The organism is Marinomonas sp. SBI8L (assembly GCF_001624705.1).
Lineage (GTDB): Bacteria > Pseudomonadota > Gammaproteobacteria > Pseudomonadales > Marinomonadaceae > Marinomonas.
In genome coordinates, this window is sequence record NZ_JSEO01000001.1 from 481,831 (window position 1) to 502,979 (window position 21,149).

Consider the following 21,149-nt stretch of genomic DNA (forward strand, 5'->3'; position numbering starts at 1 on the left):
AGAAAGTGTGGCACTCTGCATTCTGCACGTTAGTTTTCTAAGGGAGGGGTTAATTTATTATTAATTTTATCGACATTGACTAACAATAAAACTAAACAAATTAAATCAATAACTTAGACAAAAATAAAAAACCAAAACCTTCTTTAATTCAATTAAGCCCCAAAGAATTAGTCATTAATAATTTAACCTTACTCATCTGATGAAATTAATTTCATCGCCGCATAATTAAAAATAATGTGTATTAATAAAGCAACCTTGTCGTTTTTAACCACATGAAGGTCGCTTTGATATTTTCAAACAGATCGAATTCTAATATTCAGAATTAGTGATAATAATATTTATTATGAAAAGCATTTATTAGCCCCCTCATCCTTGAGTAAACCTAATTAAACTAGTCTTGACTTGAATTCAGGCAAGATTACCTTGTCTGCCCATCGTAATTACCTAAAATCAATGCATTGCTATTAATCAATGAAGATAACCTTAGACAATAGCCTTAGATCGAAAAACGATGTACTAGAGCTGATGGCTCACTAAAATCTTAGTGTTTTAAACTGATCTATTTTCACCAACTCGTAGTACAGGTTATTAATAAGTCGATGTAAATCGTTAATTTTTCGAATTCTTATCTAAAGTTTTATAGAAGCTATCGTCTAGGGAGAGAAAATGGAAAGCCCAGTTGTCACACTGAAACAAGCCAGCAAAAGCTTTGTTGACGGCAAAGACACCCATAAGGTGCTGAACAGCGTCGACTTCACTTTGGCGGTAGGAGCAAGCGTGGCGTTGACAGGTGCAAGTGGCAGCGGAAAAAGTACGCTACTCAACCTCATCGCGGGTTTTGAACCACTTTCTGATGGCGAACTCTGGCTCGATGGCGACAACACATCGGTTTGGAAAGAGCCACAATGGAGCCGCTTCCGCCACCAAAAACTGGGCGTCATCTTTCAGCAGTTCAACTTATTAACTCCGCTCAACGTTAAGCAAAACATCGCATTCCCGTTGCACTTGAATCAACAAAAATGGGACGACTGGTGTGATTACTTGGTTCAAGTGTTAGGCATCAGTGGACTACTGGATAGGCATGTATCAGCGCTCTCTGGTGGACAACAACAACGAGTCGCGATCGCACGAGCATTGGCTCATAAACCCAAACTGCTGCTTGCCGATGAACCCACCGGCAACCTCGACCACAAAGCCGGATTAGAAGTCATGAGGCTGCTGAACGAAATCACCACACAAGGCAACACCGCCGTGTTACTGGTGACACACAGCCCTGAATGCGCCCAATTTATGCAGACACAATGGGTATTGGATGATGGAGATCTGAAGCAAGTAGACCTAAAGCAAAATCCGGCCGGTGAGATGTCTCATGTGGCAAGCTAACTTATCTCACTCTAAGTTAAATCGCTCTAAGTTAATTCACTCTAAGTTAAATCACTCCTGGCTCAATCACACCTGGCTCTCTCTAAAGCTGTTCGCTGCACACTATAAACAATCACCATTGCAAGCCGCAGCGATCCTGATTGGCATTGTATTGGCGGTCACCTTATTTGTGGCCGTGCAAGCCATCAACCTGAATGCCAAACGAAGCTACGCTGAATCTAGTGAACAACTCAGTGCTCAAGCGAAAAACCTGATCATCCCAGCAGCGGGGCAAAACTACTTACCAGAATCGCTCTACTTCAAGCTAAGACAAAATGGACTCAGCGCAATACTGCCCGTAATTGAAGGGAAAGTGAGAGACGAGCAAGGTCGCCGTTGGTCAGTACAAGGCAGTGAGTTAATCGCTGCTCTCACCTCAAGATCTCGCTATTCTTCTGACAAGACAGCCGAGAAGGATAAAACGCCACAAGGCATCTCCTTATTCGATAGCGCGCTGCCTCTGCCACAGCTCTTGGCTGGAAAACCCATCGTCATGATGAGCCAATCGCAACACCAAAGCTTAGGCGAGGTAGAGACACTCACTCTGGATGAAATAGTCACTCAAGTTGTCGTTTTACCCGACGAGTGGCAGCTGGGGAGTCGCATGTTGATGGACATAGGATTCGCCCAACAACTACTCAACAAGCAAGGTCAACTGAGTTACATCGCTGTGTTTGATACCAACACCCAAGCACAAGAAAAGTGGCAAGATCTCATCGCAGAGCAAGGGCAATGGATCACCAATAACCAGAGTACCAATCTCGGCTCTATTACCGATAGCTTTCACCTCAACCTGACGGCCATGAGCTTACTGGCGTTCTTGGTTGGTTTGTTCATCGCATACAACGGCGTGAAGTACAGCTTGCTCAAACGTAATCGGCTGTTAGTACAAATTCAGCAAGCCGGTGTTTCATCGAGTATCGTGTTCTCCGCGCTGTTAATTGAGCTCACTGTTTTAGTCACACTAGGCGCATCACTCGGTTTCATTTTGGGGATTCAATTAAGCCACTGGCTCCACCCTACCGTTGCGATAACACTGGAGCAACTTTATGGTGCGACACTGCTTCCCGGTACATGGCAGTGGTCATGGTTAGCACAAGCCCTATTATTGACGTTAGCGGCCACGCTTGTTGCCTGCTGGCAACACTTTAAACAAAGGGTTCGACAACCGCTCTCTTCCCATGGCGGATTTTATCAAGCGCCAGAGGCTTCAAATGAAAACCAGCTGTTCGTCATTGGTTTAACCTTAACCTGTATCGCATTAGCAGGGTTATGGCTCAGTGAGTATCATAGATTCACCATGGCGTGGCTAGGTGTGTTGGTGGTGTCGATTCCTTTGTATCTCCCCAAAACACTCAGCGTGTTAGCCAATTGGAGCGAACAACGCACTCAATCGGGGTTGATGCAGTATCTCTTTGCAGAACTGCGAGAGCTGATATCCCCCCTCTCCCTTGCCATGATGGCACTGCTGCTTGCAGTAACCGCCAATATGGGAATGAATACGTTAGTTGGTAGCTTTGAATCCACCCTAAAGCAATGGTTAGAGCAACGACTCCATGCCGACATTTACGTTAGCCCTGCTCAAGGAGAAATCGCTAATGTCGAGCGCGTGTTAGAGCAGTTTGAGAAGGTTGAGACCGTTTATAAGCAATATTATGTCGACGATAACCTGCAAGGCCTACCCACGTTACTCGGCACCAAAGATAAAGACAGCTTAGAGCAAACCATGGTGTTCCAATCAAAGCTGGATAACTTTTGGCTGCGCTTCTACCAAGGTGAATGGGTTGCCATCAGTGAGCCTACCGCGATGAAACTCAACTTATCACTGAATAGTGAATTTAAGCTCGATTCCATCCCCGACAAATTACTGGTGGTTGGCGCGATCTTCCATGATTACGGTTCCCCCAATGGCGAAGTGCTGCTTGCCCCTAATTTATGGCGTGAGAGTGGCTTTACCGACTTACCCACTAGCCTAGGGATTAAAGTGTCTGGCGACCAACAAGGAGTCTACGAACAACTGCGTCAAAAACTGAATTTGCACCCAAGCCAGCTTTACGATCAATCACATATCAAATCCATCGCGTTGGATATCTTTTCACAAACCTTCGCCATTACTCGTGCACTTAATGGCGTCACCTTAATGGTTGCCGTCATTGGCTTGTTCTGTGCCTGTTTCATGTTGCTTGATGCACGTAAAGCCGCTATTGCAAGGCTGTATGCGCTTGGCGTGAGCCGTAATCAGTTAATGGCGATGGTGCTCGGGCAAATTGTCGTATTGGTGACTTTCACTCTGGTTATCGCCATTCCTCTTGGGGCTATGGTCGGCTATGTGCTAACCGACATCGTCACCCTACGCGCCTTTGGTTGGAGCTTAAACTACCAATGGAGTTGGAGCGATGCCCTCAGCATTTCCGCCATCACGATTCTTGTGGCTGTGATTGCGACGCTCATCCCCCTATGGCGCTTAGTCAGTAAGCCCGTGGTAGCTAGCTTGCAAAGTGAGGTGTTGTAATGGAGCTTGGTTTGAAGAGTAAGCGAATCAAAATGTCCGCCGTCTTGCTTAGTCTGTTATTTCTATGGGGTTGTGAGAAAGCCGAACAAAAATCAGCTCAAAACATGGGATCAATGCTCGGTCCTGTCAATAACAAAGAGCAGAATGAACAATTTACGCCTGTCACTAAAGGCGTAGAGATCACCTTCCCTGCCGACCACCAAGCGCACTCAAGCTTTCGTCATGAATGGTGGTATTTAACCGCCAACCTCATGGATGAAAATGGCAATGCACTGGGTGTGCAATGGACACAATTTCGTTTTGCCGCAGCTCCAGAAAATAGAGCCAAACAACCCAAGCAAACCGCGTGGCAAAGCCAGCAGATCTACATGGCGCATAGTGCCATCACCACCAAAGACAAACACTACGCCGATGAAAAGTGGTCCCGTGACCAAGCAGAACTGGCAGGCATAAGCGCTTCACCATTTCGTGTTTATCTTGATGATTGGCAATGGACATCTTCCACCGATGACCTATTCCCAGCCACATTGAATGCCAATTCAGATCAGTTTGGCTACTCATTAACACTCACTAGCGACGCACCCTATCAAAAACAAGGTGAGCAAGGCTACAGCACGAAAAGCAGCGACGGCAAAGTGGCTTCTTATTACTACAGCCAACCATTTATCCATGTATCAGGCAAAGTGACGATTGATGGCGTGACGCATCAGGTTTCTGGCAAAGGCTGGATAGACAGAGAATGGAGCTCGCAATTCTTACTCGACTCGCAACAAGGCTGGGATTGGTTTGCACTCAGACTCAATGATGATACCAGCTTAGTCGTGTTCCAACTTCGAAACGCAACAACAGGCAAAGCCAATTACTCTCACGCAAGGTTAATGCAACAAGATGGTTCTGGCATTGCTATTTCACAGCAGGACATCAGCCTAACCGCCGTCAAACAGACAGAAATCGACGGACGCAATTACCCAACAGCGTGGCAAATATCCATTCCCACTCAGCAAATCGAAGTGACCGTCACGGCACTGAATCCAAAGGCAAAAATGCCCCTGTCGGTTCCGTATTGGGAAGGGCCAATCGTAATAGAAGGGACACACTCAGGAACGGGCTATATGGAGTTAACGGGGTACTGACCCCATAAATACGTTTTTCTAAAAAATCCTATTTGTAAAAGCAGGTGAATCTCTAAAGACATCCAATTTAAAATCGAGGGATTTATGCTTCCCTAAAAAAGAGCTAAAAGAGCAGTAGAAACAATTAAACACTCATAAAAAATGATAATTAATACGAAAACCTTACAAAAAATTCATTAACATCTTGTCCTTATTAGGGTTTAATCCGCCTTTTTAATCGCAAGGATGCGACCAAGATGTACCATAGAATTGCCCCAACGGAATCCGTGCTTCTTAATGAAGCCTCTCAAATCGAAGCTGACTTCTCTTCTTTCAATGAAGAAAGTTGGCAAGCAATCACCCCCACAAACCTTTCCCCAGAACAGGTAAAACAAAAACTGGCTGACGGTGACATGGTTGCCTTAGCGGACCCACCAAACCTACCGCTTTTTTGCTTTATAAAAGGGGACATTGAAGTCAATCCTCTGGCAATCTCGCAAGCCAACCAAGATCTTATCAGACGCCTTAATGCGAGGTTCGACGCCAAAGGCAGTGGTGCTTCTTTTAGTGCTCAATCAGCACAATCAAATGGTAACTTACATCCGCCAGCCCCTATGGAAGAAAAGGCCCCAGAACCTATTGTTAAAGACCCAGAGCCAGAAGTCAGCAAACCTAAAATTCCAGCGTCTTTTGGCCAGCCACCTGCGCCCATCATTTTGGAAGTGGTGTATGACGATAAAGAAAAAACACCTGTTGGTGATGTACCCTACAAACTTGTCTTTGATGATCCTAAGCAAACCATATTAACAGGCTCGCTTAACCCTATGGGTTGGGCCTGTGTGGAAGACTGCCCAAACGCCAAAGCCAGCATAAGTTTTGGAGAAGCCATCGATAACCAAACAGAGCTGGATAACCTTTATGCCGAGTTAGAAACGGCACTTGATAACACAATTAAGAAAGTCGCTGATTACACCCTAGATAAATTAAACGAAATCGAAATCAGTACAATTACAGAGGCCTCAAATCAGCAACTAAATGATTACCTTGCTGAGCTTAGAGACACACTTGAAGATATGGATATACTCAGCTTTTACGAGCATACGACAGCTAAAGCTAAAAACGCAGCAAGTGATGTCACTGACGCCCTTAAAGAGTTTCTCCCTCAAGATACAGCAGACTTAGACGAAGAAACACTCAGCCCAATTCAATACGCCTTTTGTGAAGCGGTGACCCATGGCGACATTGATGCACTGGAGTCAGCATTAGCTGGTTGGAAACCTAGGGAAGAGATCAGGCTGAAAGCAGAATCAAAAGCCATGGAAAAACAGATTCTCATCATTAATGATCAACTAAGCCGTAATATACTCACAACCAGTTGCCAGCGCTTTGTTAAGGCCATGACACCAGAAAAGCTTATCGACTTAGCTGTGTACCTCTCAGTCAAAACCACCGAAGACGCCACTCTCAATAGTGTCTCAAACCTAATGGGAATACTCACCGGTAAAGTCAGCTTGGCCATTACTCGACAAGTGCTATTGTCCGCAACCACAGACACCAAAACTGAATGGTATAAAGACATTTCTCAAGCCCTTAGCAACTTGGTTAAACCACTGAAAACCCTCAGACCTTTTGATGCTGAATATAGCCATAAAAAAGTCATCGAGATCCCCTTAGCTAAAGCCGACATCCAACCATCAGACTGGGCTGAAAAGACAGAAAATGAAAAGATAAAAACCATCACAGACAAACTTGATGGCAGCATCCTAGATGATGAAATGGACAAAAAATGGTTGATCGTACCAAGAGGCCAATTGACCTTTGATGCAGAAGGGAATGATATAAGCGACAATATTTATTTTTCAAGAGTTATTCATTGGCCTGGTAATAGTCTGTCAGGAGTCACATTAGGTAGAGGTTACGATATTGGAAATCGCTCTGAAGCTGAAGTTTATAATGAGCTAATTAATGCATTTATAGATAATGATAAAGCTAAAAAAATAGCTAAAGGTGCAGGTTTAAAAGGTGATGAAGCCAAAAACTTTGTAACAGATAAAAAAGAAGAGATTGGAGAAATTACAAGAAAGTCCCAACACTACCTTTTTAACAACATTTTTCCGAGCTATGAAGATAGAGCGATTAAAAATTACAACAAATGGACTAAAGATAAACTGGAAAAAATCGATTGGGAAAGTCTCGATAATAAGATCAAAGATGTATTAGTAGATTTTGTATACCAAGGATTTACTCAGGGAGAGAGGCCTATGGTAAAAGGTATGCGAAATGATAAACAAGAATTGATAAATTACATTACATCAAACCCCACAATTAAATTGTATGAAGAAGGTAGGCAAAGAGCTAATTATCTTGGAGGAGAAAAATAATGAAAAAGACAGTCGCACTAACGATGTTGATAAGTTTTCAAGCAGCAGCTAGCGATAGCTGCTTCAAAGAAAAATACCTACCGGGAATAAATAATTGCATCAAAGAAAAAATAGAAAATAACCAAGTAAAATTAACTTCAGAGTATCAGAAAATTGAAAATCATTTCAAATCTTCAGAAGACCACGAAAGTTACTTAAAAGACATCCAGAAAAACCGTCAAGAATGGTCTGAGGTCACAACAAAATTTTGTGATTTGCAAAGCTACTTTGTTGACAAAGAAACGATCACTTACGAAATACAATTCAACCAATGTATTAATGAGAAAATTAAGCACCAAACATCTGAAATTAGTAATTTATACCAAATAATTTCCTCTATGATGTAGTTTTACTTCTAACTACTTAGTAAGAGTTAATACGTTATAAATTTCTATTACGTAATTTTATCTAGTTCCCACGGCCCTCAGACTGTGAGCATGGGAACGAGAGGGGAATTACCCTTCATCTAGAATAACATTGGCAAAGACCATAGGGCTTTTAAAGCTGAGAATTTCTAAAGACTTCCATTTAGAGTACGGGCACCACCTGAACATCACTCACTTCGATCATGTTCATCAATTTATGGTTGAAAATAATAAGAAATTCTTAAATTGGAGGCTAACTATAAAGTATTCATTGAAGCTTTTCGTATTTTGGTCAAGCTGATATCTCGCGTTAACGATTAGAAAGAATTAGATGTGTTGAGTTTGTCGAGCTAAGACAAAAGTCTTCTACATGTAGTTAAATTGGGCCGCCTTTTAATATGAGTATGTTGGCAATACTTAGCCAATTGCCAGTCAGACCCAACAGCTGTGGTGAAATGCTTTTCAAAGCCTGTTGAAACTTCAAACCATTGCTCTGATGTAAGATTTATTCGCTGAAGAATTGGAGCCAAGGAAATATCCAACGTTCCTCTTTTATCTTCTCTCACCAACCTCCCCGTTAAATCAATTAATTCAAGGTAATCAGTAAGTTTAAAAGGTAAGCCTTGAGGTTGATCTTCCCGTTCATAGCCAATAAAAGGAAATAAATTTTTGGGCTGCGTCTGATTCGCTTTGGCGACTTCAATACGAGTCTTGATACTTGTATGTTTTGAAGCTTCAGGGGTCTTGTCCATCTTTGCACGCACAGGATTTAAGTCGACATAAGCCATACATGATACTAGCGCGGCGTCATTCAACAAGGCTTGAGACTTAAAGCGACCTTCCCAAAATCGTCCTGTACATTTGTCTTCATTATTAGCCATACGTGCTACAGATTCATTGAGCTCTCGCATAAACCAACTTATGTCCATTAAACGTTTACGGTACTTCTCACAGCTCTCATAAACAGAGGCTAGCTCAAACTCTTCTAAGACTTTGTTCTCTAGATACTTTTGCGTGAACTGAGTACCTTTATGTAGATGATGCCAGCGCTCAAGCACCTGTTTAATAGACCAATTATTCGCTTCATCTTCATTCACATGAAGCACTAAATGGGTATGATTGCTCATGACCGAATAAGCACATACATCTATTGCAAAGATAGCTTCAAGAGAGAATATCTTATCCTCTATCCAACCACGTCTATGTTCGTAACTTTGGCCAGTCTGTTCATCTTGGCCACAGAGAAAAGCGCGTCTCACACAACGTGAAACACAGTGATAGTAAGGTGTATCTTGAAGGCTTATTAAAGATTTTCTTGGTTTAGGCATATTAGATTCCTCATCCTTGAGTGAATTCAATAAAACTAGAATAAGATTAAAAGTGAGTCAAATTGTGTTGGATGTCCATGGTAATTGGCGTAACGCCTAAACAGTATGCGAGTGGTGGAAAATCCTATATGGGAAGAATGAGTAAACGAGGGAATCAGTATTTACGTAAGCAGCTTATACACGGTGCCAGAACCTTAATTCATCGTACAAAAGGGAAAAATGACAAGCTCTCAGTCTGGGTTAAACAGTTGATTGATCGTAGAGGAAAACATAAGGGAGTCGTAGCAATCGCAAATCGATTAGCAAGACTCGCTTGGATTTTACTTCGAAGGAATGAGGATTATAAAACCCTATCCGCTTCATGATAGAAAACAACTAAAGAGTTAAACAGCCGAAACAGATCTAACCAAAGTCGACGAACAAATGATGTGAAAGCGGGTTTTCCGCACTTAACGACAGTCTGGCATGGACAAGGTTCTTGAAACCGATTGGGTGATAAAGACAGTTAAGTACGGATCTCATCAAGGCCAGAAAACCAACAAAAAGCGTTTTCATAACAGGCCGGATATATGTCTAGTACGACCCTTCATCGAGTTTTTGGAATTGGTAAAGATCAAAAGCGGTTAATAAGAAAAAGACAAAACCACTTAATATTCAGAATTAAAAAGTGGTTTGGGTAACTATTGCCTTGACGGCACGGGAGCGTCCATATATGTCCGATTTAAATTGGACTTATCCTTACCACAAAGAAAGGCACGTCGGACGCAACGGGAGAGGCAGTGGTAATAAGTGGTGTCTTGCAAACTTATTAGGGATTTACGTGGTTTAGACATATTAGATTCCTCATCCTTGAGTGAATTCAATAAAACTAGATCATGATTAAATAACAGTCAAATTAAGTTGGGTGTCTCGTTTAAATTCGATTAGGGATTTACGTGGTTTAGGCATATTAGATTCCTCATCCTTGAGTGAATTCAATAAAACTAGATAATGATTAAATAACAGTCAAATTAAGTTGGGTGTCTCGATAAAACTTCTTCAAAAATGGTTAAATTAGGAAAGTATTAATAATTTATTATTTTTTAAATCAAGACAGCCACTTTAAAATGATAATAAGGTGTATTTTAAAGACTAACTAAAGATTTACGTGGTTTAGGCATATTAGATTCCTCATCCTTGAGTGAATTCAATAAAACTAGGTCATGATTAAATAACAGTCAAATTAAGTTGGGTGTCTCGTTTAAATTCTTATAAAACTAGGTCATGATTAAATAACAGTCAAATTAAGTTGGGTGTCTCGTTTAAATTCTTTTAAACATTACAGACCTAATTTAAAATGTGTGTCTTGATAAAATCTTGTATAGATAAAATCAACTTTTATCTATACTGAGACTCGATAAATATTCTTAATGTTTTACTTCCGGGTTCTTCTCCCCACTGCTCCATCAAGTCAGTAACTAGATCTTCACAATGTTGAATAATTTCCCCTTCAGTAACTTCTAAGCCATCAAGTAATGGTTTAACACCAAATGAATCTGCAACATTTCCAGCGACTTTAGCAAACATTGTGATTTGGTCTGCCCCCAAAGTTGCTAATGGATATTTAAGTTCCAACCTGTTTGATGAGTCTTGCGCATCAACTTCTTTATCGTCATAAAAAGTAACCACATAAATTAGACTTTCAGATTGCCATATAGGGCCCTTATCTTTTCTTTTGAAGCTGTATACATCGTAGTAAAGTGTTGCACCAAGCTCCTTTAGTTTCCTATTAAGTTGACCAGAACTATAAGTTTTATCAAAATCGATAAAAACTGATACGCTCTGATGAAAAGGATCATCAATCATCGTATTCCTCTCGTTGTAGGTACCGTATGCCTAAATGGATCAACTTCACCATGTTGATCTGGCGTCAACTCCCGTAGATTTAAAGGACTATTGCTTCCATTAACTCTTTGCGGTTCCACATGATGTAGCTCTCTAGATTCGAATTTACTTGTTCTTGGATTAAAGTCTAAAGGTGCATTACCTTCTCTCATCCTCATTATATTATCATCACTAAATTCACCATTAGATGATACTGCTCTATTTTTCCAATACCTCGATCTTACAGTATTCCATGAAGGCGCACTACCATCCGGCATTGGTTTATCAATTGCCTCTCCATTTTTCCAACGCTTAAACTTAATTTCACTCTTTGCAGTAGAAGCTAAAACTTTAGACTCTGCTTTATTAGTGTCTTCTAACTCCCCTTTAGAAGCCCCCTCCCCCTGAGCAACTACATTATCTGAAGTAGGCCTTTGTCCAGCTTCCCCAACGTCCTTATCTTTTACAGCAACAGCCGAACCTGTCTCTTCAGCTTTCTTAGCCGTATTTACACTAGCACTGGCATTTGTATTAGCACTGGTATTTGTACTAGCACTGGTATTTGTTCTAGCACTGGTATTTGTACTAACACTTGTACCTGTAACCCCTTTTTTTGATTTTTTACCTCCTGCTACTACTGAAACAGTGGCAGCTGTAATTGCTGCTATTTCGTTAGCCCTTTCTAGGCTTAACCCCCTTTCTAAAGCAGCCTTTTTAGCCTGACCAGCAACAATAGCAACACCCGCATCATTTTTTTCTTTTAAATTTTCATTATGGAAGTAAGCTAGTGTGTGCTCTTCTAAGGTGCCAGTTTCAAAGGCATCAAATTCACCATTTTGATAAGAAACTATTGCTCTAGCATGATCGCGGGATTTTTCCGTACATGCACCTTTTCCACTAGCACAATCTGCAATCAAACTATTTGAGTTTTGTATACTCGTCTCTTGATACTTATTTCTTTGAGACTTAATGCAGTCAGTATTGCCATTACATTGAATAAGCCCATTCACCAATGAACTCATTTCAGTTTCTTTTAAATAATAATCCCCTTTCTCTCTATCAAGGCTCTTAAATTCCGCAGTTTTACTAGCAACCTGAGCACTAGTATTCCCAACATGATTATTCGACAGCGACACGCCATCGTCATAACCATTAATATCCACAGCAAGGTTAGTGTAATCCGCGAAGTTTTCACCATAGCTATCCGCATAAGTTTCATTATCTGCCTTGCTATAATTACTACCATCTTTGTCATCTATCGCATGTGATAGTTCATGACCACCCACTTCAACCAGCTTTTTAATACTGTCGATATTCGCATCGTTAATATAAGAATCTTTGGTCTCTTCTGAATAGAAGCCAGCTACAGATCCCACTTGGCCATCTTCAACACCTAATGCGCCTTTATCTGCAATGATATTGTTATCGTATTCAGCACCGTCTGTATAACCTAGCTCTACCAATACAGCGCGAGTTAGCTCATTAAGTACCTTCTCCTTCTCAGCAGGACTAATACTAGGATCTTGCAGAGCCTCTGCTAATGAAGGATCAGAGGCTATTTTAGTTTTTAAAGTTTCATAGGTTTTATCGTTTTTAACGATTTCGCCACCAATATCAGTAAAACCGACTCGATCGGTGGTTGCAGCTAATACAACGGCATCCGTTATCATGCCTGTTTTCAGGATATCTTCTGCAATCTGATCTCTACCTTCCTCACTAAGAACCCTATGATCTAAGGTCACAGTTGCATCTAATCCGCCAAGCTCTATATCCTTGGTAATTATCTGGCTTTGCTCCGCATCACGATTAAGCCCTGCAAACTCAGCTTGCTCATCGATACTTTGCCCACCAACCGTCACTTGGCCTTCACCAATGGTGGCTAGCGTTGTTTGTGCTTTATCAAAACCATTGTAAGTGCCGCCCACTGTGGTTGAACCACTACTACCACTTAAGTTAAAGCCTTTGTTTTTACTCTTATCATGGTCTTCAATATCAGACACGGTAAGCGTTTGGGTGTTTAAAGTTAGATCATCTGTGTTTGACGCAATCAGGCCACCAACAAGCTTGGTGTCTTGGGTATTTATAGTAAGATTGTCACCTGTAATACTGGATTGCTGATCGACCCAAGTACGGCTTGCGTTACTCTTATTTGAATCTAGCCCTAAACTAGAAAGCCCAAAGCTACCCTCAACTTTATTACCTGCCTTATCAGTGCTTGCTGTTGCCCCACCAAAACCAACGTTTACTCCTTTTGTCTCACTCTTGGAGTTACTTGTATTTTGTAAGCTTTCTACAACTAAATTATTGGTATTGAATTCTGCCGTGATAGCATCGATATTAGCGCCTTTTAGCGTCAAGCTATCACTATTGGTTGATAAGCTTGCGGCACTGATCAGACTATTTTCATAAAAGGTATCTTGACTAGAAGCTTTAGTCTTAGACGAAGACGCACTTGCGCTTACAGAGCCTGTTGTTGATGCAGAAGCAGATAAAGTACGAGTGCTCGAGTTTGAACGCATTTCATTTGTCGACTCACCTGCTGTCAGGTTAATCTCATCAGCATCAAGACTTAGGTTCGCCCCAGCTAAAATAGCAGAACCTTCTAGATCAATACTGCTCGCACTCTGAATTCGTGCATCGCCACCCAGGTTTAAGTTAGAGCCTTGCCAAGTATTTTCTGTAGTGGTTTCGCTGCTTTCCGTTACTGTTAACTGAGTGCCTGCATTCGCGTAGAAGCCAGTTCCCATGCTGGACGATGCAGCGGCAGTTGCTGCAGCCCCCGCCCCGTAAACAGCTAATCTGGCATTTGCTACACCCGCTGTGGCAGCTACAACATTCGCTTTGTAGTAATCAAGGTCCGCTTTCATTAAGCGGCCCTGAGCAACTTTCGCTTTTGCTTCTTTATAAGCATCTTTCGCATCAGAGAGACCCTCTGTTGCATCTTTTAAGGCTTTTACAGCAAAGGCAATATCTAAGTAGGCGTTTTTCACCCCGACCGTGAAGGTCTCGATTTCTTCTTTACTTGTCTCTGTCACTTCAACCGTATTTTGACGACCACCTACCAAGACAGAATCCGCTTCTAAGCTGGTTTCACCCGCCACATTCAAGCTACTGCCTAAGATGGCCAATGCCCCAGCCGCCTTCGCTGTGAGTGAGCCAACATTTAAGCTTGAGCCGGACCAATCTGTAGTACTGGTTGTGGTAGATTCTGTTCTGCTGGTTTCTGCCAAACTCATCAGTGTAATTTCATCTTCACCTAATGACGCACCATCAGAGCTGACGGTGTGTATGGTGCTAGACTCAGTTTGCACGCTCTGCTCTTTCGCAGCATCAATGATGATGTTATTCGCTTCTAAGTTAGCGGCACCTGCCACATTGACTTCTGATCCCACAATGGCAAGTTCATCAAAAGCACGAATATCAAGTTCATTGGCATTAATCGTTGAGCCACGTTGAGTTGTGGTTTGTGTGCTTGAGCTGGTACCACTGCCAATTTCGATTTCAGTTTTAATCCCCATATTGCCGGCAATTACAGCCACACCTTTGGCAAGATCAGCAAAAGCGCCTCTTAAACCCGATGATTTTTTGTTCCAGCTTTTATCTTCCAAGGCTTGCGTTGTGATAGTGACATCGTTTGCTTTTGTGCCATCTTGTGTCAGCAAATTGCCTAAACTGTCTTCGATCAAATCACCCGTCGCAGTTTGCGCGATGGCTTGGCCACCAATTGATAACTGGTTACCCGCCAATAAATCAGCACCTTCAAGCAAAACATTGTTACCACTGTTTAGCTGGATGTTACCTAGGGCATTGATAGAACTGGATGCTGCACTTTGATCAACAAACCCAGAGTTTCGAGTGCTCTGTGAAAAAGAACGCTTAGTCGAAGAAGCTTGCTGGTAGCTTGTTTGATCCACTTCACTTAGAAGATCGATATTGCCAGCAGCCGAGACAGTCACATCACCGCCAGCATTGGCATTTGAAGCAGCAAACAAAACATCATCAAAGCTTTGAATCGTAATATTGCCGCCGCTGTTTAGCGTGGTGCCGATATTTTCAGTAACGGTTTTAGAGGTGGTCGTGATTTTTTTCTTGCTTGAGAAGGTCCCTGATTTTTTCGATTTAACTTGGCTATAGTCTGTTTGTGTTGTTTGCTCAGCAGCCAATATCACATCACCAAACGCACCCAGCTGGATATTACCGCCAGCGGTTAAATCACTGCCTTTTGAGACTATGTCATTTTGGCTTAGCAGGGTCAGGTTGTTACCAACATCAAACGTCGTACCGGTAAGGCTTTCGGTATGTTTCTTCGTGACAGAAGAGTTCCAGCCACCACCGGTGAAGCGTGAAAAATCAGTAGTATCAATCACAGCGTTAAACGCAATATCATCCGCTTTTAAACTAAAGTCATTCAATACATCAAATTGGGTACCTTGTGCTGTAAAGGCGCCGCCTGCATTGAAGTCGATGTTCGCTGCGCTGATATCAGCCACTTGATGATTAAGTAAGCTACTAGACTGACTAAAATCTCTGCCAGATAGTTTGGTTGATTGGGTACTCTGTACCGCATTAAAGGCAATGTCTTGTGCATTGATTGCAAAGTCACCTGTCGCCGCAATACTTGAGCCCGATGCGATAAAGTCATTACCCGCATTAATACTGATATTGCCGGCACTGATGTTTGTCACATCATGATTAACCGAGATGGTCTTATGGTCAGGGGCTTTATAACTCACGCTGGTCGATTCAATGCTTTCTAATAAAACATCATTACCCGCATTAATAGACAGGTTCAGGTTCGCAACCACGTCTGTTGCCGCCAAAATGGCATCATTCCCTGCATTAATCGCTAAGTTACTGGCAGACAAGGCCCCACCTGTTGAGGTGATATCATTTTCAGCGGTTAGTACCATGGTCTCTCCTGCAGAGACCTTCCCTGTGTTGCTGATATTTTGACCACTAAGGATTAGATTATTGTCTGCTTTAATTTGACCCGAGTTAACCAGTTGACCATTCACTTCAATAGAGATGTTATTCGCCGCAACAAGTGCGCCGTCTTCTCTTAGCATCAGATCCATAGAAGGAGGTAAGTACACTCTAGGCACTAACGCCTGCTGTGGGCCACTCTCCGTTTGAACGGTTTCTTCGATCATCCAAACAATCGGTTCTTGCAGTTGTGCAATTTGTTCTTGGGACAAGCTCACACCTGGGCTCAGAGCAAGGTCATCAAACGCTTCGATTGCATTATCCATCAGGGCTGCATATTGCTCATCAGCACTCTTATTCGTACCAATAAATTGCTTACCCGTTAGCTCCACTATCTGATTTTTAATCAACCTTTGCTCATAAAAGCCATCACCCAAGGTTTTGGTTGAGGTTTCACCGCCAATGCCCATACGGTCTAGCATGTACTGAGAAGACACGAAGTTGGTATAGCTGGTAAAAACAGGGTTCGTTTCAATTAGGTAGTTTTGATCAGGAGAGTCCACTACATCAAACAAGGCTTTTGTAGAACCTGAGATAAGGTCATCTACATTGGCATCTTGCCAGCTGCTTTGGCCATTCCAAGCTGACTTGCCATGCCAGTTTTCAGCACCGTCCCATTCACTGGTTTGTACTTCAATATCAAGGTCGCCTGGTCCACCAATATTGTTAAAACCTGACACGACAACGGTTTGTGCGGTTTCAGCAACACCAGCTTGAGACGCCTTTTTTGCACTATCGGTTAATTCTGATAAATCAATTGCTTGCGCTTCATTTATACTCGCAATATCACCAAGATTAGTTTCGTTCGCATCAGCAGAGAGCGTTTGTCTCGCGTCAACAGAAGCGGCCTTGATTGCCACATCCGTTACAATGTTTGCGTGTGCAACCTCACCAAGCTGGGTTTTCTCAGCATCAGCCGATAAAGATTGAGTCGCTTTAACCGCTACGCTATTCAGATGTGTTTTTTGAATAACAGCCGCTTGTGCCACATTACCCAGATTGGCTTGTTTTGCATCACCTGCTAACTCACCAGCCGGCCCAACCTCAACAGCAGAAAATGACACTTGCTCAGCACTATTTGCTTGTGCGATTTGGCCCAGTTCGGCTAAGGCCGCCTCATCAGATAATGTCTTCGCTGACTTAACAAGATCGTTAGCAATCGAAGAAATATTTGTATTTGTTGCTTGTGCAACCTCACCAATATTGGCTTGTGTTGCCCCCTCAGATAATGACGCGCTAGCTGTAACAGATACGCCATTTAATTGCACAGCTTGAGCACGATTTGCTTGTGCAATATCACCGACTTCAGCCACGGTAGCATCGCCTGCTAACGTACCAGCGGATTTAACCACAACACTATTCACATTCAGCGTTTGGGCGCTGGCAGCATCAGTTACATCGCCAACATTAGCTTCGGCTGCACTATTCGCTAAGGCTTGTGCAGACAAGGTACTCACTTCACCCAGATTATTCTTCTGGACGCTGTTCGCTTGTTTAACATTACCAATATCCGCTTGAGTGACATCACTCCCTAACGCACTCACACCATCTATGTTGTCATTCGTTAGATTGTTAGCCGCTACACGCTCAGCTTGAGTGACCTCACCAATTTCCGCGTTTGTGGCATCAGACGATAATTGAGTGGCCGTTTTTGCAGAGACTGAGTTTAGATTGAGTGCCTCAACATTGTTAACTTGGCCAAGATTATCGAGGTTTGTTTGGCCAGTTTTGATTTCTGATGAGTTGCCGCTTGCAACATTTTGGCTGAGTAACGCGAGGTCTAAAGCTTCACTGTTATCAAGCGAAGCGACAGCAGAAACCAATGATCCAGCATTAGATAGATCAGGCGTATTCTGCGCAGACAGTTTGATAGGGGTATTACTTGATGGCGCTTTAACATCACTTAATACTGCCGCCGTGCCAGCATTACTTTCGACGACATTAGCAGCTTCACCTGTATCAATTACAACAACAGATTGACCTGTCGCTGCTACAGATTCTAGTGCAACAGCACTCGCTGATGCCGCTGCTTTATCTGTCGAAACAGACAAAGCCTTACCTGTGATGTTGCCATTAGCCGTAAAGGTCGCAGATGCTAAGTTAACACTGATAGAGGTAGTGGGTTTGCTGTAAGCAGAAACATGATTAGTGCTTCGAGAAGAACGCTCTTCGCAATTCCTTGGCCCTCCACCTTCACCAGGACTTCGATCCTCTATTCTAGAACACCACGTGTCAATAATTGTTACTGTTGAAGTACCATTTGTTTCAACTGACTGATTAGCGGTATAAGCAGTATTATTCAATGAACCTTCGTAAGTAAGGTTTTCACCAGCGCTGATAGTTGAATAATTATTGTCAATCACTCCTTTAAGGTGGATATTGCCACCGGCAAGAATGTTTCCTGAATCACTATTTTTACTGATATAAGGCGTTATCGTTGTCTCAGTTAAGTTATAATAGGTCGGGGAACGCCTTTGCGTGCTACGATATCCTGTATTTCGCCCAGACCAACTACCAGATGTATAACTCAGGTTTTTAGAGGTTTGCTCATACCCAACCTCAAACGCTTTCCTCTCATTCAATATACGAGTCGCCGCAATACTTAAATCACCATCCGCCTCTATCGTCGCGGATGTATTTTGAAGTGTCCCCGCCACATCGAAGGTCGCATTGTCCAAGCTATACAAAACACTGCCATCATAGTTATAAACTGTGCCTAAGCTAGTCACGTTTAGTGCCTGTTGCCCCAAGATAAGCGCATCGCCTCCTCGGTTATACAAGTTGCCTGTGTTAAGGGTTAATGCTTGCCCTGAGATTGCCCCATAGTTATCCAACCCCGCAGTTGTCTTGATTGCCATAGCGCCATTTTGCGACAAGATCACTGCATTTTGTTGGTTCGTTAGATTAGTCGCTTTAATATCACCTGACGCTGCGAGTATCGCTGATTGGTTCGTCACATTCTGAGCATCAATAGTCAAGGTGCCCACGCTTGTTTCAATCACGCCATCGCCAGTATTGTTAAGCGTATCCACATTTAATTGAGCAAGATCCCCTGACAAGGTACCGGCATTCTCTATCTGAGTGACTTGTGTCGTTAACCCTTGTGCTTTTGCGGCAATCACACCACTGGCATGGTTGTTAATGCGTGTTCCGCTTAAACTAATTCCTGTGCCTGAGAGGCTACCTTGGTTTTCTAAGGTATGAGTATTTATCCCTAACACGCCACCATTTGAGGCCAACACAGCCCCTGCTTGGTTCGTAAATTGGGCTGTTGCAGTCAGGTCAGTGGATGTGCCCCCTAATGTGCCGGCGTTATCAATCGTCTGGGTTGTGGCTTTCAGCTGCCCACCCTGAGTCACAATCACCCCGGTATCACGGTTAGTAATCGTCGGTGTTATCAGATTGGCTGATTGGCCAGATAAGGTGCCATGGTTATCAATGTTCTGTGTATCGATAACAAGCTCACCTGTGAGCCCTGCAATCACACCCGTTTGTTGGTTCAATACGCTGTCTGTTGTTATTGCTAGACCTGTTCCTGCTAATGTCCCTTGATTATCAAGCGTGTCAGTAACAAGCGAGCTTGCTCCCGTTTGTCCCGACATCACCGCATTCTGCGCATTGATGAGGGTTTTGGCTGTCACATCTAACCCAATACCAGCTAAGGTACCCTTGTTATTAAGCTGCTCTGTCTCAATATCCAGTTGGTTTTGCTGAGCTACGAAGGCCGCACCCTGATGGTTAATCAGAGTTGTCGTATCGGCCTCAATACTTGCTCCCGCAATCACCGCATGGTTAGTCATATCCTGACTTTCGATCGAGAGTAACCCGGTATTAGCAACCGCTTTTGCCCCTGCTTGGTTCGTCAAGGTATTGGCTTTAAGGTGAGCACTTTGTCCTGATAAGGTACCGCTGTTATCCGTTGTTTGAGTATCCAGTGTCAGTTTGCCAGTTTGAGCCGTAATCACGCCCGTGTTAGCATTGCTCAAGGCCTGCGTCGTCAGTGTCGCTGTTTGACCTGCTAACGCCCCTTGGTTATCCAGCGAAGTTGTCGCACTCACATCAAGCACGCCCTCTTTTGCTAGTACCACGGCATTTTGAGCATTTGTCAGTGTGTTTGTACTTAATGTGACGCCTTTACCTGAGATACTGCCGTTATTCGCCAGCGTAGTTGTGGTAAGACTAAGATCACCTGCTTGTGCCGCAATCACACCCGTCCCCTGATTGGTAAAGATCTCACTCACAAGCGTTACATCACTGCCCGCTAATGACCCTGTGTTCGTCAAGGTATCCGCATCAACATCCAGTTCACCCGCTTGGGCAATCACTACCGCATTCTGTTGATTCGTCAGCGTATCTGTCTTAATTGTCGCAGACTGTCCTGCCAAGCTACCCGCATTATCTAGGCTATTGGTTGTTACACTCAGTTTGTCGGTTTGTGCTGAGATCACGCCCGTTTGATGATTTGCCACTGTCGCAGCATTCACGGTCACCGCGTTACCACCGATGGCACCGCGATTGACTAAGCCATTCACCAAGGTAATCACGACATCACCCGCTTGAGCAATCAAGGTAGCACCTGCTAGGTTTTCAAGCACATTGGCCACAAGTGCCACACTTGAACCCGCTAATGTACCCGCGTTATCAAGGGTCTGGGTATCCAGTGCCAATACCCCACCTTGTGCACTCATGACACCTGTCGCGCTGTTGGTAATACGGGTACTGACATCCAGATCAATCGATTTTGCACCGATCGCCCCATCATTCGTCAGAGTTTGGGTATCAAGGTCTAAGGTGCCACCATTGGCCACCATGACAGCATTGCCATTATTGCTGATCGTATTCGCATTCAGAATCATGTCATTACCAGACAGTGAACCCGTATTGACGATCTTTTGGCTCGCCGCATTTGATTGCGCTGAGACCTGTAAACGGCCTGCTTGAGCGGCAACCACACCTTGGCGGTTATTATTCAGTTCATTCACGGTCAATGTGACATCAGAACCCGCAAGAGACCCATCGTTGTTGATGGTGCCTGTGGTGATCGCTAATTCACCATTTTCAGCGATCACAACGGCATCTGCTTGGTTATCTAATGAGCCTGTGTTTAGGGTCAGACTTTGTCCTGATAAGGTACCGCTGTTATC

General features: G+C 43.2%; 9 protein-coding genes and 1 pseudogene. 6 read left to right on the forward strand and 4 right to left on the reverse strand.

Annotated features, from left to right (window positions below):
* Positions 1–666: 666 nt before the first annotated feature.
* The 5 genes from OA91_RS02070 to OA91_RS02090 all read left to right on the forward strand — a co-directional run bounded on the left by OA91_RS02070 (position 667) and on the right by OA91_RS02090 (position 7,813).
* Entirely contained in the window at positions 667–1,383 is a 717-nt protein-coding gene (locus OA91_RS02070) for an ABC transporter ATP-binding protein (RefSeq protein WP_063337833.1), read from the forward strand.
* The gene (locus OA91_RS02075; protein WP_231870288.1) at positions 1,358–3,934 is read left to right on the forward strand and encodes an ABC transporter permease; all 2,577 of its coding nucleotides are present in this window, start codon (positions 1,358–1,360) and stop codon (positions 3,932–3,934) included. The genes OA91_RS02070 and OA91_RS02075 overlap by 26 nt, the downstream gene beginning before the upstream one ends.
* Positions 3,935–3,945: 11 nt before the next feature.
* Positions 3,946–5,067 (forward strand): lipocalin-like domain-containing protein, encoded by a 1,122-nt coding sequence (locus tag OA91_RS02080; RefSeq protein WP_231870289.1) that lies wholly within the window; start codon positions 3,946–3,948, stop codon positions 5,065–5,067.
* Positions 5,068–5,303: 236 nt separating this feature from the next.
* On the forward strand, positions 5,304–7,427 hold the full coding sequence (locus OA91_RS23980) for a hypothetical protein (protein WP_082827740.1): 2,124 nt from the start codon (positions 5,304–5,306) through the stop codon (positions 7,425–7,427).
* Positions 7,427–7,813, forward strand: a complete 387-nt coding sequence (locus tag OA91_RS02090; protein ID WP_063337836.1) for a lysozyme inhibitor LprI family protein — start codon at positions 7,427–7,429, stop codon at positions 7,811–7,813. The genes OA91_RS23980 and OA91_RS02090 overlap by 1 nt, the downstream gene beginning before the upstream one ends.
* Positions 7,814–8,181: 368 nt before the next feature.
* Here the strand turns inward: OA91_RS02090 and OA91_RS02095 are convergent, their stop codons facing one another.
* Complete coding sequence (locus tag OA91_RS02095) at positions 8,182–9,159, reverse strand: transposase (RefSeq protein ID WP_063337837.1); 978 nt, start codon at positions 9,157–9,159, stop codon at positions 8,182–8,184.
* 77 nt (positions 9,160–9,236) lie between these two features.
* Between OA91_RS02095 and OA91_RS02100 the strand changes: the two genes are divergently transcribed.
* Entirely contained in the window at positions 9,237–9,524 is a 288-nt protein-coding gene (locus OA91_RS02100; protein ID WP_063337838.1) for an IS110 family transposase, read from the forward strand.
* 366 nt (positions 9,525–9,890) lie between these two features.
* On the opposite strand, the pseudogene OA91_RS24510 reads toward OA91_RS02100, so the two are convergent.
* From OA91_RS24510 to OA91_RS02110, 3 genes and pseudogenes are all read right to left on the reverse strand, one after another.
* Positions 9,891–9,992, reverse strand: a pseudogene (locus OA91_RS24510) (transposase); the annotation flags it as partial.
* Positions 9,993–10,536: 544 nt separating this feature from the next.
* Positions 10,537–11,004 (reverse strand): hypothetical protein, encoded by a 468-nt coding sequence (locus OA91_RS02105; RefSeq protein ID WP_063338578.1) that lies wholly within the window; start codon positions 11,002–11,004, stop codon positions 10,537–10,539.
* Positions 11,001–21,074: a hemagglutinin repeat-containing protein gene (locus OA91_RS02110; RefSeq protein WP_157203893.1), complete on the reverse strand. Its 10,074-nt coding sequence runs from the start codon at positions 21,072–21,074 to the stop codon at positions 11,001–11,003. Before OA91_RS02110 ends, OA91_RS02105 begins: the two co-directional genes overlap by 4 nt.
* Between the last annotated feature and the right edge of the window lie 75 nt (positions 21,075–21,149).

Excerpts from the sequence above, each read along its gene's own strand:
- OA91_RS23980 (WP_082827740.1), top strand. The coding sequence starts at position 5,304 with ATGTACCATAGAATTGCCCCAACGGAATCCGTGCTTCTTAATGAAGCC.
- OA91_RS02095 (WP_063337837.1), bottom strand. The coding sequence starts at position 9,159 with ATGCCTAAACCAAGAAAATCTTTAATAAGCCTTCAAGATACACCTTAC.
- OA91_RS02100 (WP_063337838.1), top strand. The coding sequence starts at position 9,237 with ATGGTAATTGGCGTAACGCCTAAACAGTATGCGAGTGGTGGAAAATCC.
- OA91_RS02070 (WP_063337833.1), top strand. The coding sequence starts at position 667 with ATGGAAAGCCCAGTTGTCACACTGAAACAAGCCAGCAAAAGCTTTGTT.
- OA91_RS02105 (WP_063338578.1), bottom strand. The coding sequence starts at position 11,004 with ATGATTGATGATCCTTTTCATCAGAGCGTATCAGTTTTTATCGATTTT.
- OA91_RS02090 (WP_063337836.1), top strand. The coding sequence starts at position 7,427 with ATGAAAAAGACAGTCGCACTAACGATGTTGATAAGTTTTCAAGCAGCA.